This window comes from Nocardia sp. NPDC050717 (assembly GCF_040654275.1).
Taxonomy (GTDB): domain Bacteria; phylum Actinomycetota; class Actinomycetes; order Mycobacteriales; family Mycobacteriaceae; genus Nocardia.
In genome coordinates this window covers 77,688-92,311 of record NZ_JBFAHR010000011.1, presented here as the reverse complement: position 1 = coordinate 92,311, position 14,624 = coordinate 77,688, and the positions used below count along the sequence as shown (strand labels likewise).

Annotated in this window: 15 protein-coding genes; 10 read left to right on the top strand and 5 right to left on the bottom strand. The window is 70.3% G+C overall.

Annotated features, from left to right (window positions below; genetic code table 11):
* Nucleotides 1-3: 3 nt before the first annotated feature.
* Both AB0H56_RS21980 and AB0H56_RS21975 read right to left on the bottom strand, forming a co-directional pair.
* Nucleotides 4-798 carry an RNA polymerase sigma factor SigF gene (locus AB0H56_RS21980; protein WP_357166605.1) on the bottom strand — a complete coding sequence of 265 codons (795 nt, stop codon included), beginning with the start codon at nt 796-798 and terminating at the stop codon, nt 4-6.
* Nucleotides 799-896: 98 nt separating this feature from the next.
* On the bottom strand, nt 897-1,319 hold the full coding sequence (locus tag AB0H56_RS21975) for an anti-sigma factor (protein WP_357166233.1): 423 nt from the start codon (nt 1,317-1,319) through the stop codon (nt 897-899).
* A gap of 98 nt (nt 1,320-1,417) precedes the next feature.
* Between AB0H56_RS21975 and rpe the strand changes: the two genes are divergently transcribed.
* Complete coding sequence (rpe, locus tag AB0H56_RS21970) at nt 1,418-2,074, top strand: ribulose-phosphate 3-epimerase (protein ID WP_110035520.1); 657 nt, start codon at nt 1,418-1,420, stop codon at nt 2,072-2,074.
* 13 nt (nt 2,075-2,087) lie between these two features.
* Here the strand turns inward: rpe and AB0H56_RS21965 are convergent, their stop codons facing one another.
* Nucleotides 2,088-2,519 (bottom strand): hypothetical protein, encoded by a 432-nt coding sequence (locus tag AB0H56_RS21965; RefSeq protein WP_357166231.1) that lies wholly within the window; start codon nt 2,517-2,519, stop codon nt 2,088-2,090.
* Between the two features lie 577 nt (nt 2,520-3,096).
* Here AB0H56_RS21965 and AB0H56_RS21960 point away from each other — a divergent pair.
* The 4 genes from AB0H56_RS21960 to AB0H56_RS21945 all read left to right on the top strand — a co-directional run bounded on the left by AB0H56_RS21960 (nt 3,097) and on the right by AB0H56_RS21945 (nt 6,078).
* Nucleotides 3,097-3,720, top strand: a complete 624-nt coding sequence (locus AB0H56_RS21960) for a riboflavin synthase (RefSeq protein ID WP_357166228.1) — start codon at nt 3,097-3,099, stop codon at nt 3,718-3,720.
* Between the two features lie 114 nt (nt 3,721-3,834).
* Nucleotides 3,835-5,079, top strand: coding sequence for a bifunctional 3,4-dihydroxy-2-butanone-4-phosphate synthase/GTP cyclohydrolase II (locus AB0H56_RS21955; RefSeq protein ID WP_280348194.1), 1,245 nt, complete (start codon nt 3,835-3,837; stop codon nt 5,077-5,079).
* A gap of 25 nt (nt 5,080-5,104) precedes the next feature.
* A complete protein-coding gene (gene ribH, locus AB0H56_RS21950) occupies nt 5,105-5,581 on the top strand; it encodes a 6,7-dimethyl-8-ribityllumazine synthase (protein ID WP_110035516.1) in 477 nt (158 codons plus the stop codon).
* Between the two features lie 2 nt (nt 5,582-5,583).
* Nucleotides 5,584-6,078 carry a PH domain-containing protein gene (locus tag AB0H56_RS21945; protein ID WP_357166602.1) on the top strand — a complete coding sequence of 165 codons (495 nt, stop codon included), beginning with the start codon at nt 5,584-5,586 and terminating at the stop codon, nt 6,076-6,078.
* 34 nt (nt 6,079-6,112) lie between these two features.
* On the opposite strand, the gene ggt is transcribed toward AB0H56_RS21945, so the two are convergent.
* Nucleotides 6,113-8,059, bottom strand: coding sequence for a gamma-glutamyltransferase (ggt, locus tag AB0H56_RS21940; protein ID WP_357166224.1), 1,947 nt, complete (start codon nt 8,057-8,059; stop codon nt 6,113-6,115).
* A gap of 146 nt (nt 8,060-8,205) precedes the next feature.
* Here ggt and AB0H56_RS21935 point away from each other — a divergent pair, with 146 nt between their 5' ends.
* Nucleotides 8,206-8,898, top strand: a complete 693-nt coding sequence (locus AB0H56_RS21935; RefSeq protein WP_357166221.1) for an HAD family hydrolase — start codon at nt 8,206-8,208, stop codon at nt 8,896-8,898.
* 41 nt (nt 8,899-8,939) lie between these two features.
* Here the strand turns inward: AB0H56_RS21935 and AB0H56_RS21930 are convergent, their stop codons facing one another.
* Nucleotides 8,940-9,362 (bottom strand): hypothetical protein, encoded by a 423-nt coding sequence (locus tag AB0H56_RS21930; RefSeq protein ID WP_357166218.1) that lies wholly within the window; start codon nt 9,360-9,362, stop codon nt 8,940-8,942.
* A 105-nt stretch (nt 9,363-9,467) separates the two neighbouring features.
* Between AB0H56_RS21930 and uvrC the strand changes: the two genes are divergently transcribed.
* The 4 genes from uvrC (at nt 9,468) to whiA (ending at nt 14,549) form a co-directional block, all read left to right on the top strand.
* Nucleotides 9,468-11,456: an excinuclease ABC subunit UvrC gene (gene uvrC, locus AB0H56_RS21925; RefSeq protein ID WP_357166215.1), complete on the top strand. Its 1,989-nt coding sequence runs from the start codon at nt 9,468-9,470 to the stop codon at nt 11,454-11,456.
* Between the two features lie 119 nt (nt 11,457-11,575).
* Nucleotides 11,576-12,532 (top strand): RNase adapter RapZ, encoded by a 957-nt coding sequence (gene rapZ / locus AB0H56_RS21920; RefSeq protein WP_357166212.1) that lies wholly within the window; start codon nt 11,576-11,578, stop codon nt 12,530-12,532.
* The gene (yvcK, locus tag AB0H56_RS21915; protein WP_357166208.1) at nt 12,529-13,575 is read left to right on the top strand and encodes a uridine diphosphate-N-acetylglucosamine-binding protein YvcK; all 1,047 of its coding nucleotides are present in this window, start codon (nt 12,529-12,531) and stop codon (nt 13,573-13,575) included. The genes rapZ and yvcK overlap by 4 nt, the downstream gene beginning before the upstream one ends.
* Nucleotides 13,566-14,549: a DNA-binding protein WhiA gene (whiA, locus tag AB0H56_RS21910; RefSeq protein WP_110035509.1), complete on the top strand. Its 984-nt coding sequence runs from the start codon at nt 13,566-13,568 to the stop codon at nt 14,547-14,549. The genes yvcK and whiA overlap by 10 nt, the downstream gene beginning before the upstream one ends.
* Nucleotides 14,550-14,624 lie beyond the last annotated feature (75 nt).

The window sequence follows — 14,624 nt, the reverse complement described above, 5'->3', positions numbered from 1 at the left end:
CCGTCAGTCCCGTTCGGACAATTCGCGCAGACGCGCAAGGGTTTTCGCGAGGATGCGCGAGACGTGCATCTGCGAGATGCCGAGCTGGGACGCGATCTGGGTCTGCGTCATGGACTCGAAGAACCGCATGGTGAGGATGCGCCGCTCGCGCTCGGGCAGGCCCGCGAGCAGCGGGCGCACCGCGATGTATTCCTCGACCCGGTCGAACTGCGATTCCTCCTCGCCCAGGGTGTCGAGCAGGGAGGCGTCGCTGTCGCGCCCGACCGAGGCGGCGTCGATCGAGGTGGGCTGGTAGGCGTTGCCCGCGATGACCGCCTGGGTCACCTCATCGGGGTCGACGTCGAGTTCGGCCGCAATCTCCTTGGCCGTGGGGGACCGGCCGAGGCGCTGCGAGAGCTGGTCGACCGCGGCGCCGATGCGCAGGTGGGTCTCCTTGACCCGCCGCGGCACCCGCATCGCCCAGGTGTTGTCACGGAAGTAGCGCCGGACCTCACCCATGATCGTCGGGACCGCGAAGGACAGGAAGTTGGAGCCGCGACTCAGGTCGAACCGGTCCACCGCGTGTACCAGGCCGACCCGCGCCACCTGCGACAGATCGTCGAACGGCTCGCCGCGCCCGCTGAACTTCCTGGCGATGTGATCGGCCAGCGGGATGCAGCGGTTGATCAGCGCATCCCTGGCGATCGCGTGCTCGGCGCTGCCGGGTTCGGTCGCCGCGAGGCGCTCGAACAGCGCGCTCACATCGTCGTACCCGGAAACCGGCTCGTCGGTCTCCTCGTCCTCGGTCTCCGCCTCCACCGGGTTCTCCGGCTCGGCGGGGTTCTCCGTGGTGGTTTCGGTGCCGGTGCTGTTCTCCTGGTCGGGCGCGTGCTCTTCGGTGGTGTCCTCGCCGTGCACTACGCCTTCCCCCGGACCCGACGGAATCGGACCGTCGTCGGATATCCGGCCACTGCCGCGTCGAAGCCCTGCTGGTCGGCGGTCACCTCGTCGCTGAGCGTGCGCAGCACGTGCCAGCCGAAGCTGCGCTGGTCCGGCATGCCCTCCGAGCCCGCGACACCGTCGACCCGCACCAGCAGTTCGGTGTCACCCACGAGGAATTCGCAGGTGAGCTGCGAATCCGGGGCCGCGATCGCGATCAGCGTCGAGCAGACCTCGTCCACCGCCAGGCGCACGTCGGCGACCTCGTCGAGGGTGAAATCGCTGAGCAGGACCAGGGTTTCGGCCAGGCCGCGCAGGATGGGCAGCTGGTTGAGCGATGCTGCTACGCGAATCTCCACCGGGGCACTGAACAGCCCTTGTTCCGCCGAAATATTGGTCACCCTATGCAGGCTACCCACATCCCCCCGGGGCAATCACCATTTGGTCGCTACACTTGCGCGCTGTGTCCACACCGACGTTCTCCCGCCCGGCGAAGCCGATGATCGCCCCGTCCATCCTGTCCGCGGATTTCGCGAATCTGGCCGCTGAGGCGGCCGCCGTCGAAGGATGCGACTGGCTCCACGTCGATGTCATGGACGGCCACTTCGTGCCGAACCTCACACTGGGCCTGCCCGTGGTGCAGAGCCTGCTGAAGGCCACCGACATCCCGTTCGACTGCCACCTGATGATCGACGACCCGGGCCGCTGGGCGCCGGGCTACGCCGAGGCCGGCGCCTACAACGTCACCTTCCACGCCGAGGCGACCGACGATCCGATCGCGGTGGCCCGCGACATCCGCGCCGCGGGCGGCAAGGCGGGCCTGTCGGTGAAGCCGAAGACGCCGATCGAGCCGTACCTCGAGATCCTGCGCGAATTCGACACCCTGCTGGTGATGAGCGTCGAGCCCGGCTTCGGCGGCCAGTCGTTCATTCCCGAGGTGCTGGAGAAGGCCCGGATCGTGCGCAATCTGGTCGACGCGGGTGAGCTGCGGCTCGTCGTGGAGATCGATGGCGGCATCAACACCGACACCATCGAGCAGGCCGCCGCGGCGGGCATCGATTGCTTCGTCGCGGGATCGGCGGTCTACAACACCGCCGATCCCGGTGCCGCCGTGCAGACACTGCGCAGCATGGCGACTGCCGTCTGGCAGCCGTAAACGGCGAATTCGGTTACAGGGAGCGGAGTTTGCGGGTGCCCAGCGCCCGCGCCGCCTCGATCACGGCGTGCAGCGGCGGTCGGTTGTCGGCCGCCTCCGGCGCCTGCACCCAGGTGCGGTACCCGGTGCGCTCGTCGTCGGGGGAGGGCAGCACGATCTGGCTGCCGTGGCACGCGACCGTCGTGTAGAGCCGGAACAGCTCGGCCGAGGCGGTGGTGGTGAGGGTGTCGGCGCGGCACGGTCCGGTGAGGAAGGTCCAGCGCCTGGCCCGCGGGTGGGCGACGACCGGACCCGCGATGGCGGCCTCGCGCAACCGGGCCTGCACCCGCTCACCCAGATCGCCCGGCATGGTGACCGCGCCGTAGTGTGCGCCGATCTGCAACAGAATGCGGCGCGAGTCCGGCTCGATCGTCGCGGGCAGGTGTAGTTCCCGCCGATAACGCACGCAACGAATTTCCAGCGCGGAATCCAATAATGTGCTCACACGGCACCCCCACACGTAGCGAACTTGTTGTGACCCACAGTTGTCTGTCTTCCTGGAGTGGTGGACTAGCCCTGGGTCGAACTCCCCGTGGCGGCATCGCCGCGGGTCGGATGCGCCGTCGATCAGGCCGTCAGCAGTTGAACGGCGGGAATCGGCGACATAACAATATTGCGTCAATGGCGGGATCGGCGCAAGCATTCGAATCATCGTGTTTGCAAGTTCGGCATTCCTGGGTAAAGCAAGGATAGGACCGTCCACGGAATGGCCGCGACCGGTTCTCAGAAAATTCGATTGAACGATTACCGCCGGAATGATTAACGGCGGTGTTCGGTCGTGCCGACCCGCTTCCGCCGCCGAATCGATGACGCGTCGCTCTTTTCGGCGACGTCACCGTGCCCGCGGTCGGATCCGACCCCGAGTCGACGGTCCGCACAGCGCCCGCCACTAGGCTGTGCGGCGGACGGGTACCGCCGGGAATAGCGGCCGCGCACCCGCTGTTGGGCCCATCGGGGTACAGGAAGCGACAAGGGAGTCAGGCATGTTCACAGGGATCGTCGAAGAGCTGGGCGAGATCGTCGCCACCGAACAGCTGACCGACGCCGCCCGGCTGACGATCCGCGGCAAGCTGGTGACTTCCGATGCCGGGCACGGTGATTCGATCGCCGTGAACGGTGTCTGCCTCACCGTGGTCGACGTCGTCGACGGCGACAGCTTCACCGTCGACGTGATGGCCGAGACCCTGAACCGGTCGAGCATCGGCGCACTGGTCGTCGGCTCCCGGGTCAACCTCGAACGCGCGGCCGCGCTCAACAGCCGCCTCGGCGGCCACCTCGTGCAGGGACACGTCGACGGCACCGGCACCGTGCTCGCCCGCACGCCGTCGGAGAACTGGGAGGTCGTGCGGATCTCCCTGCCCGAGGCGATCGCGCGGTACGTGGTGGAGAAGGGCTCGATCACCGTCGACGGCGTCTCGCTCACCGTCTCCGGCCTCGGCCGCGAGTCCGAGCCCGCGGCCGACGGCGCCACCGACTGGTTCGAGGTCTCGTTGATCCCGACCACCCTCGCGCTGACCGTCCTCGGCACCGCGCCCGTCGGCACGACCGTGAATCTCGAGGTCGACGTGATCGCCAAGTACGTGGAGCGACTCGCGCAGCGCGGGTGACCCAGCAGACGGGATGCGGTCGCCGGAACCCCCGATCGCAGGCCGTAATGTGGTAGCCAATGCCATCCCCGGCAACCCGCGGCGTCAGCCGCCAAGAATACGGAGCAAGCAGACGTGACCAGGTTGGACAGCATCGAGCGCGCGGTCGCCGATATCGCGGCCGGTAAGGCTGTCGTCGTCGTCGACGACGAGGACCGGGAGAACGAGGGCGATCTCATCTTCGCGGCCGAGAAGGCCACCCCGGAGCTGGTCGCGTTCATGATCCGCTACACCTCCGGCTACATCTGCGTGCCGCTGACCGGCGACGACTGCGACCGGCTCGGCCTGCCGCCCGCCTACGCGATGAACCAGGACAAGCACGGCACCGCGTACACGGTCTCGGTCGACGCCCGCGAGGGCATCACCACCGGCATCTCCGGCGCGGACCGCGCCGTGACCATGCGCCTGCTGGCCAGCGCCCAGGCCAAGGCCGACGACTTCACCAGGCCCGGCCACGTCGTGCCGCTGCGCGCCAAGGACGGCGGCGTGCTGCGCAGGCCCGGTCACACCGAGGCCGCGGTCGACCTGGCCAGGATGGCCGGTCTGCGCCCGGCGGGCGTGATCTGCGAGATCGTCAGCCAGAAGGACGACGGGCACATGGCCCGCACCGACGAGCTGCGCGTCTTCGCCGACGAGCACGATCTGGCGATGATCTCGATCGCCGACATGATCGCCTGGCGGCGCAAGCACGAGAAGCACGTCGTGCGGGTGGCCGAGGCGCGCATCCCGACCGCGCACGGCGATTTCAAGGCGGTCGGCTACCAGAGCATCTTCGACGAGGCCGAGCACGTCGCGCTGGTCCGCGGCGACATCGGCGACGGCGAGGACGTGCTGGTGCGCGTGCACTCCGAGTGCCTCACCGGCGACGTCTTCGGCTCGCTGCGCTGCGACTGCGGTCCGCAGCTGGACGCCGCGCTCGAGATGGTGGACCAGGAGGGCCGCGGTGTCGTGCTGTACATGCGCGGACACGAGGGCCGCGGCATCGGCCTGATGCACAAGCTGCAGGCCTACCAGTTGCAGGACACCGGCCGCGACACCGTCGACGCCAACCTCGACCTCGGCCTGCCCGCCGACGCCCGCGACTACGGCACCGGCGCGCAGATCCTGGTCGACCTGGGTATTCGCTCGATGCGGCTGCTCACCAACAACCCGGCCAAGCGGGTCGGGCTCGACGGCTACGGCCTGCGGATCACCGAGCGGGTGCCGATGCCGTTGCGCGCCAATGCCGAGAATCTGCACTACCTGCGCACGAAGCGGGACCGGATGGGGCACGACCTGGTCGGCCTCGACGATCTGGACCTCGGCGAAACCGCGCAGTGACCACCACTTCCGAAAGGTAGCAACGATGAGCGGCACGGGTGTCCCGTCCTTCGCGCTGGCACAGGCCACAGACGTCCGACTCGGCATCGTCGCCTCGCGCTGGCACACCGAGATCTGCGACACCCTGGTCGCCAACGCGGAGCGGGTCGCGAAGGAAGCCGGCGTCGAGCACATCACCGTGGTGCGCTGCGCGGGCGCGATGGAACTGCCGGTGGTCGCCCAGGAGCTGGCCCGCACGCACGACGCCGTCGTCGCGCTCGGCGTCGTGATCCGCGGCGGCACACCGCATTTCGAGTACGTCTGCGACGCGGTGACCGCCGGGCTGACCAGGGTGTCGCTGGACGCGGCCACCCCGGTCACCAACGGTGTGCTCACCACCAACGACGAGGAGCAGGCGCGCGACCGGGCCGGACTGCCCGGTTCGGCCGAGAACAAGGGCGAGCAGGCGTGCGCCGCCGCCCTCGACGCCGCGCTCACCCTGCGCGCGCTGCGATCGGCGTGACCGTGCCGGTGGTGCGGACCTGGCGACGCGGTGCGGGTGCTCCCGAACCCGGTGCGGACTGGGAGCTGGAGGTGCGGCCGCGCCGGGCCGTTCGCACCGCCGTCGTGGTGGCGATCGTCATCCTGGTCTTCTTCACCGCGGGTGGGATCCTGCTGCGCACCGGATCGACGGGGGTGAACTTCCGGTTCGCCGACCAGATCGCGATGGTCCTGATCGGCGTGCTCGGCGCGGGCGCGGTCCTGCTGCTGACCCGGCCCCGGGTCCGCGCGGGCGCCCGCGGCGTCTCGGTCCGCAACATCCTCGGCGACCACGAATACCCGTGGGCCTACATCCGGGGCGCCTCGTTCCCCGACCGCAAGTCCTGGGCCCGGCTCGAGCTGGCCGACGACGACTACGTCCCGATGCTGGCGATCCGCTCCAACGACAAGGCCCACGCCGCCGACGCCATCGAGCGGTTGCGCGAACTCGGCGCCCGCTACTCGGCCACCGAGGACTGACCGGGCCGCTCGTGCACCGGCCCGGTACCGCGCGCTAGCGGGTGTCGCCCAGGACCGCGCCTTCGCGCCGGGGGTCGGCGCCGCCGGTCCAGCCGTCCGACCCGTCGCGTTGCAGGGCGCTCAGACCACTGGTCTGCGGTGCCACCGACACCTGGTGGCCCATGGCACGCAGCCGCTGCACGAGGGGATCGTGATCGCCGTTGTCGGTGGCGTCGATGGCGGGATGCTCGCCGCCGATCCCGGTGACCGGCGTGTTGCCTGCGCCGAAGGCCACGCCAGAGACCGCCTGCTGCGGGTCGACACCCCAGTCCAGGACGTTGACCAGGGTCTTCACCACGAACTGGATGATCACCGATCCGCCGGGGGAGCCGGTGACGAGGGCCAGGTCGCCGCGATCGCCCGCGTCGTTGCGATCGAAGACCAGCGTCGGCGCCATGGAACTGCGCGGCCGCTTGCCCGGCTGCAGCCGGTTGGCGACGGGCGTGCCGTCCGGGTCGAGCGGGTCGCTCGCGAAGTCGGTGAGCTGATTGTTCAGCAGGAACCCGTCGACGAAGTGGAACGAACCGAACGCGGACTCGACCGTCGTGGTCATCGCCGCGGCATTGCCGTACTTGTCGACCACCGAGATGTGGCTGGTGCCGTGCTCGGGCGGCTGCGGGCCGTTGCCCAGCGGCACCGGACCGAGATCGCCCGGCTTGGCGGTGCCCATGCTCCGCTGCGGGTCGATCAGTGTGGAACGCTGCTTCAGGTACTGGGGATGCACCAGCGACAGGGCCGAATTGCCGGGCAGCGGAACGAAATCCGGGTCGGCGACGTACTTGTTGCGGTCGGCGTAGGCGAGCCGTTCGGCCTCGGAGATCAGGTGAACCGCCTGCGCGTCCGGTCGCCCGCCGTTGGCGTCGAGATCCTGCGGACGCAGCGCGGCGAGGTCGAAATTGGCCAGGATGCCCAGCGTCGCGGCGACCGTGGTGCCGCCCGAGGACGGCGCGGGCATGCCGCACAGCTCGTACTTGCGGTAGCCGGTGCACAGCGCGGTGCGCTTGACCGCCTGGTAGTTCGCCAGGTCGGTGGTGGTGAGCTGGCTCGGCGTACGCCCGCCCGCGGTGCTGCCCGCGGCCTCCACGATGTCCTGCGCGATCGCGCCGGTGTAGAGGGCCTGCGCGCCGTCGGTGGCCACGGCGGACAGAGTCTTCGACAGCGCGGGATTGGTGAGCAGGGTGCCCGGCTTCTTGGGCGCGCCGTCCGCCTCGAGGAAGTAGGCGCGCGCGCCCTCGTCGGCAGCGAGGTCCTTGGCGGACTCGGCGATCTGGCCTGCCAGGCGCGGGCTGATCTCGAAACCGGCGTCGGCCAGGCTGATCGCGGGGTCGAACAGCTCCTTCCAGGCGGTCGTGCCGTGCTCGCGGTGCGCGAGCTCGAGCATCCGCAGCACGCCGGGCACGCCGATCGAGCGGCCGCTGGCGCGGGTGTTCGGCGCGGGTTCGGTGCGGTCGGTGTCGCTGACCCAGCGCAGGTAGTTCTCGGTGGCCGCGGCAGGCGCGGTCTCGCGGCCGTCGTAGGCCTCGACGGTGCGCGACTTCGCGTCGTAGTGCACCAGGAAGGCGCCGCCGCCGATCCCGGAGGCCTGCGGCTCGACCAGCCCGAGCACTGCCTGCGCGGTGACCAGCGCGTCGGCCGCGGTGCCGCCCTCGCGCAGCACCCGGCACGCGGCCTCGGTGGCCAGCGGATTCGCGGTGGAGACGGCATAGGTGCGGGTGCGCACCGCGGTCATGTCCGAGCGGTAGCCCGACGCGATCTCCGGGTTGGTGCTGAGGTTCTGCGAGGTCGGGGCACCGGTCGCGGGGGCGGCCGAGACGGGGGTGCCGTTCGGTGTGCTCGTGCACTCGGCGGCCGCGCTGTCCTCGGACGAACAGCCCGTCAGCAGTCCCATGGTGAGCAAACCGGCCGCCGCGGCGCCGATCCAGGTCTGTCGCCTTGGCGTCATCCTGGCAGCGTAACCCCGCCCGGCCCGCCGGGCCGCCCTTTTCCCCGCCACGGGGCGGGCGGCGCGGCGGTGACGGCGGCGCGAATGTTCGGTTGCCGAACCGATTTCCGCCGGGTGACCCGCGCCGTGCTCGCTACCCTGGCGACATGGATATCGACGCGGTGCTGTTCGACTTCTCCGGCACGGTCTTCCGGCTGGAGGACGACCGGACCTGGGCCGACGAGCTGATCGACGACGCGGGCGCGCCGTTCGACGTCGCCGCGAAAGCCGAAGTGCTGCGGCGCATGACGGCCCCGGTGGAACAGTTCATGACCTTCGACGCCGCGGGCCAGCACGCCTGGGACCACCGCGACCTCGACCCGGCGCTGCACCGGCACGCCTATCTCGAGGTGCTGCGCGGCTCCGGCGTTCCCGACCGCCAGGCGGGCAGGCTCTACGAACGCCTGATCGACCCCCTCGCGTGGACCCCGTACCCCGACACCGGCATGGTCCTGGAATCGCTGTCCGCCCACGGCATTCCGATCGGGATCGTCAGCAATATCGCCTTCGACATCCGCCCCGCCTTCGACCGGCGGGGATGGACCGAGCTGATCGGCGCGATGACGCTGTCCTTCGAGGTCGGCGCGATCAAGCCGAGCGCCGAGATCTTCCGCGACGCCATCGACCGCCTCGGCGTCGCGCCGGAGCGTGTACTGATGATCGGGGACAGCGCCGAGGCCGACGGCGGTGCGACGCTGCTCGGCGCCCGCTTCGCCCTCGTCGACCCCCTGCCGACCGCCGACCGGCCGCGCGCCCTCATCGACGCGCTCGCCGCGCACGGGATCGTCGCGACCAGCTGACCCGCCCTCGCCTGCCGCGCCGGAACGCGGCGTGCGGCGGGTCAGCGTTCGCGGGTGAACCAGGCCTTGGCGGAGGGGCGCAGCAGCAGCGCGAGGATCGCGCCGTTGGCGACGATGCCGACCGCGCCGGGCGGCAGGCCGGTGAGGATGCCGGTGCTCGACGCCAGCGCGGCCAGTCCGGCGAGGGCGACCGCCACCTGCCTGACCCGGTCGCCGCCGCGGCCGAACAGCAGCGACAGCGGGGCCAGCGCGAGACTGGGGAGGTAACCCGCGACGAGCGTGCCGAGCGAGCCGTCGTTCCCGAGCGCGACCGTGAGCACGATCAGCACCATCCCGACCAGCGTCGCGACCAGCGCGATCAGCCGGGCGCCACGGACCGTGCCCGGCATCAGGCCGGGCGGCGGCGCCTCGTCGGCGTAGCGGTCGTCGAGGGCCGTGGGCAGGGCGGCGGTGGGGTCGGTCAACGGTGGTCCTTTCCGGAACGAATCCGGACATTCACGGTACACGGGCAGACCAGACGGTCCGGTCGGGTCGGTGAGCCTGTCGGACCGGGTGGATAGGCTGGACGGGTGGCAGATCCCGCGACGTACCGGCCGGCGCCGGGCACCATTCCCGTCGAACCCGGTGTGTACAAGTTCCGGGACGCGCACGGGCGGGTCGTCTACGTCGGCAAGGCCAAGAGCCTGCGCAGCCGGTTGAACTCCTACTTCGCCGACGTGTACTCGCTGCACCCGCGCACCAAGCAGATGGTGACCACGGCCGCGAGCGTGGAGTGGACGGTGGTCTCCACCGAGGTCGAGGCGCTGCAGCTCGAATACAACTGGATCAAGGAATTCGATCCGCGGTTCAACGTCCGCTATCGCGACGACAAGACCTACCCGGTGCTCGCGGTCACGCTGAACGAGGAGTACCCGCGCCTGTTCGTCTACCGCGGCGCCAGGAAGAAGGGCGTGCGCTACTTCGGCCCCTACGCGCACGCGTGGGCGATCCGCGAGACCCTCGACCTGCTGCTGCGCGTGTTCCCCGCGCGCACGTGTTCCAACGGAGTGTTCAAGCGGCACAACCAGATCGGGCGGCCCTGTCTGCTCGGCTACATCGACAAGTGCTCGGCGCCGTGCGTGGGCAGGGTCACCGCCGACGAACACCGCCAGATCGTCGACGACTTCTGCGACTTCCTCTCCGGCCGCACCGACAAGATGGTGCGCGCGCTCGAGCGCCGCATGCACGAGGCCGCCGACGACCTCGACTTCGAGACCGCGGCGCGCCTGCGCGACGACGTCCAGGCCCTGCGCCGCGCGCTGGAGAAGCAGGCCGTCGTGCTCGGCACGGGCACCGACGCCGACGTGATCGCCTTCGCCACCGACGAATTGGAAGCGGCCGTGCAGATCTTCCACGTCCGCGACGGCCGGGTCCGCGGTCAGCGCGGCTGGGTGGTCGACAAGTCCGGTGACGCGCTCGACGTCGCCGAGTCCGGCACCGAACTCGCCGCCCTGGTCGAACAGTTCCTCACCCAGTTCTACGGCGAGCAGGCCGCCATGGCCGAACAGAACGCCGACGCCGAGGTGATCGTCGTCCCGCGCGAGGTGCTCGTCCCCGAACTGCCCGCCGACGCCGTGCAGATCCAGGAGTGGCTGAGTGAACTGCGTGGCTCCGCGGTCTCGCTGCGGGTGCCCCAGCGCGGCGACAAGAAGGCGCTCGCCGAGACCGTGCAGCGCAACGCGGGCGAGGCGCTGGCCCAGCACAAGCTCAAGCGGGCAGGCGACCTGACCTCCAGATCGCAAGCGCTGCAAGACATCCAGGACTTCCTCGATCTCGACAGCGCACCGCTGCGGATCGAGTGCGTCGACATCAGCCACGTGCAGGGCACCGATGTGGTCGCCTCGCTGGTGGTCTTCGAGGACGGCCTCGCCCGCAAATCCGACTACCGGCACTACGCCATCAAGGAGGCCGCGGGCGACGGGCGCTCCGACGACGTCGGCAGCATCGCCGAGGTGACGCGCCGCCGCTTCGCCCGCCTCGCGCGCGACCGGCAGCAGGTCGCCGAACTCGAACCCGACGAGACCGACGAGCCGAGCTCGCGGCCCGGCGTCGACCCGGCTACTGGCAAACCGCGCCGCTTCGCCTACCCGCCGAACCTCTACGTCGTCGACGGCGGCGCGCCGCAGGTCGCCGCGGCCGCCGAGGTACTCGACGAGCTCGGCATCACCGATGTCGCCGTCATCGGGCTGGCCAAACGCCTCGAAGAGGTATGGGTGCCAGGCGAACCAGACCCGGTGATCATGCCGCGCAACAGCGAGGCGCTCTACCTGCTGCAACGCGTGCGCGACGAGGCGCACCGCTTCGCCATCACCTTCCATCGCAGCAAGCGCTCGCGCCGGATGACGGCATCGGCGCTGGACTCGGTGCGCGGCCTCGGCGAGGCGAGACGCACCGCGCTGGTCACCCATTTCGGCTCGGTCGCCAGGATCAAGGACGCGACCGTCGACGAGATCACCGCGGTGCCCGGCATCGGCGTCTCCACGGCGAAGGCGGTGCTCGAAGCACTCAACAGCCCGTAGTGGGGGCGGGGCGGATCACAGGACGCAAGATTGCGAGTGCCGTACGTTGTGTGTCTGCGCCCGATACCCGAACCGGTGCGGGATGATCGAAAGGCACCCAGAAACGGATCCGGTAGGACATGACACGCGTCGAATCGAACAACAATGCGGGGGCGGTACCCGGAAAGGCCGGGTCGGTCTCCGACACACAGCAGCCAGTGGAAGTGGTCATCGTCACCGGTCTGTCCGGTGCGGGCCGCGGTACCGCCGCACGTGTATTGGAGGATCTCGGCTGGTACGTCACCGACAACCTGCCGCCCGAACTGATCGGGCGGATGATCGAACTCGGCGCCGCGGCCGACCCGCCGATCAGGCGGCTCGCCCTGGTGATGGATGTGCGCAGCCGGTTCTTCACCGGTGACCTCTCCGGCGTCACCGAGCAACTGCGCGGGATGGGCATCCGCACGCGCGTGCTGTTCCTCGAGGCCTCCGACGACGTGCTGATCCGGCGCTTCGGCTTCGCCAGGCGCAGGCACCCGCTGCAGAGCGACAGCCCCGACGGCACGCTGTCGGCCGGCCTGACCGCCGAGCGGGTCCGGCTGGCCGCGGTGAAGGCGGCCGCCGATGTCGTCATCGACACCACCGAGCTCTCGATCCATCAGCTGCACCGCAAGCTGGAGGAGGTGTACGGCGCGGGCGCGCCCGCCGCACTCCAACTGACCGTGCAGTCCTTCGGCTTCAAGTACGGTGTTCCACTCGACGCCGACATGGTGTTGGATGTGCGATTCCTGCCCAACCCGCACTGGATTCCCGAACTGCGGGAGCACACGGGCCAGGAATCGGTGGTCAGCGACTACGTGTTGTCGAGGCCGGGCGCGCAGGACTACCTGTCGACCTGCCACCATCTCGTCGACCTGACCACGACCGGATACCGCCAAGAGGGGAAGCGATACATGACGGTGGCAGTGGGGTGCACCGGCGGCAAACATCGCAGCGTCGCGATCGCCGAGGCGCTCGGTGAACGCATCGGCGCCGACACCGGGCACGCGGCGGTGGACGTCGTCCGCGTCGTGCACCGGGATCTGGGGCGCGAATGAGTGGCTGGGAGGCCGATCCAGCCGTCGTCGCGCTGGGCGGCGGTCACGGGCTCTACGCGACCCTGACCGCGGTGCGCAGGCTGACCAGGCGGATCACCGCGGTCGTGACGGTGGCCGACGACGGCGGGTCCTCCGGCCGCCTGCGCGGTGAGCTGGGCATGTTGCCGCCGGGCGACCTGCGGATGGCGCTGGCCGCGCTCGCCGAGGACGGTGACGGCGTGTGGGCGACCACGGTGCAGCATCGCTTCGGCGGGACGGGCGCGCTGGCCGGTCACTCGGTCGGCAACCTGATCCTGGCCGGGCTCACCGATGTGCTCGGCGATCCGGTGGCCGCGCTGGACGAGGTGGGCAGACTGCTGCGGATCACCGGCCGGGTGCTGCCGATGTCGCCGATCCCCCTCGACATCGAGGCCGAGGTGTCCGGGCTGGAGTCGGACCCGCGGATCGGGCGGTGCGTGCGCGGCCAGGTTGCGGTGGCGACCACGCCGGGTAAGGTCCGGCGGGTGCGGCTGATTCCGTCCGATCCGCCCGCCAGCCCCGAAGCGACCTCGGCCATCGAGCACGCGGATGTCGTTGTGCTCGGCCCGGGTTCGTGGTTCACCAGCGTCATTCCGCATGTGCTCGTGCCGCAGCTGCACGACGCGCTCGTGCACACCAGGGCGCGCAAGGTGCTCGTGTTGAACCTGGCGGCGGAGCCGGGCGAGACGGCCGGGTTCTCCGCCGAACGTCATCTGCATGTATTGTCCCAGCACGCACCGGATTTCGCGGTCGACGACGTGCTCGTCGACTCGGCGTCGGTGCCCGAGGGGCGGCAACGGGAACATGTGGCAAGAGCCGCCGAACAGTTGCGCGCACGGGTAACGTTCTGCGATGTCGCCGAGCCGGGAACGGATCGGCATCATCCCGGAAAACTAGCCGCCGCACTGGATCAGCTGATCCAGCAGCCGCGGCCGCAACTGGCAGGGCTTCGAGTCGAGGGACGGCACACGGGATCGGATGTGCGTTCCGGGTCGGTGGGAAAGGAGCGCGTCTCGTGGCGATGACAGCCGAGGTGAAGGACGAGCTGAGCAGGCTCGTGGTGTCGCAGGTCAGCTCGCGCAAGGCGGAATTGTCGGCCTTGCTGCGGTTCGCCGGCGGTCTGCACATCGTCGGGGGCCGGGTGATCGTCGAGGCCGAGGTGGACATGGGGTCCATCGCGCGGCGGTTGCGCCGGGAGATCTTCGAGCTCTACGGATACGGCTCCGATGTGCACGTGCTCGGCGCGGGCGGGTTGCGCAAGACCTCCCGCTACGTCGTGCGGGTGTCCAAGGAGGGTGAGGCGCTGGCCCGCCAGACCGGGTTGCTCGATGTACGCGGACGCCCGGTGCGCGGGCTGCCCGCCCAGGTGGTCGGCGGCAGTATCGGCGACGCCGAAGCGGCCTGGCGTGGCGCCTTTCTGGCGCACGGTTCGCTCACCGAACCGGGCCGGTCCTCCGCGCTCGAGGTGAGCTGCCCCGGACCGGAGGCGGCGCTGGCGCTGGTCGGCGCCGCGCGGCGGCTCGGCATCACCGCCAAGGCGCGGGAGGTCCGCGGCACCGATCGCGTGGTCGTGCGCGACGGCGAGGCGATCGGTGCGCTGCTCACCCGGATGGGCGCGCAGGACACGAGGCTCACCTGGGAGGAACGCCGGATGCGCCGCGAGGTGCGGGCCACCGCCAACCGACTCGCCAATTTCGACGACGCCAACCTGCGCCGCTCGGCGCGGGCGGCCGTCGCGGCGGCGGCCAGGGTGGAGCGCGCGCTGGAGATCCTCGCCGACGACGTGCCCGACCATCTGGCCGCGGCGGGCAAGCTGCGCGTGGAGCACCGGCAGGCCTCGCTCGAGGAACTCGGCCAGCTGGCCGACCCGCCGATGACGAAAGACGCTGTCGCCGGTCGTATCCGGCGGCTGCTGTCGATGGCCGACCGCCGCGCGAAGGATCTGGGCATCCCCGACACCGAGTCGGCGGTCACCGCGGAGCTCCTCGACGACGCCTAGGCGCTCGCGCGGCGAACATGTGGGGAATCCGACGTTTTGGGCAGAGCGGTCATGCATGACCGCTCTGCCCTTTAC

Excerpts from the sequence above, each read along its gene's own strand:
- AB0H56_RS21935 (WP_357166221.1), top strand. The coding sequence starts at position 8,206 with ATGGATATCGACGCGGTGCTGTTCGACTTCTCCGGCACGGTCTTCCGG.
- yvcK (WP_357166208.1), top strand. The coding sequence starts at position 12,529 with ATGAGTGGCTGGGAGGCCGATCCAGCCGTCGTCGCGCTGGGCGGCGGT.
- rpe (WP_110035520.1), top strand. The coding sequence starts at position 1,418 with ATGATCGCCCCGTCCATCCTGTCCGCGGATTTCGCGAATCTGGCCGCT.
- ggt (WP_357166224.1), bottom strand. The coding sequence starts at position 8,059 with ATGACGCCAAGGCGACAGACCTGGATCGGCGCCGCGGCGGCCGGTTTG.
- ribH (WP_110035516.1), top strand. The coding sequence starts at position 5,105 with ATGAGCGGCACGGGTGTCCCGTCCTTCGCGCTGGCACAGGCCACAGAC.
- AB0H56_RS21960 (WP_357166228.1), top strand. The coding sequence starts at position 3,097 with ATGTTCACAGGGATCGTCGAAGAGCTGGGCGAGATCGTCGCCACCGAA.
- rapZ (WP_357166212.1), top strand. The coding sequence starts at position 11,576 with ATGACACGCGTCGAATCGAACAACAATGCGGGGGCGGTACCCGGAAAG.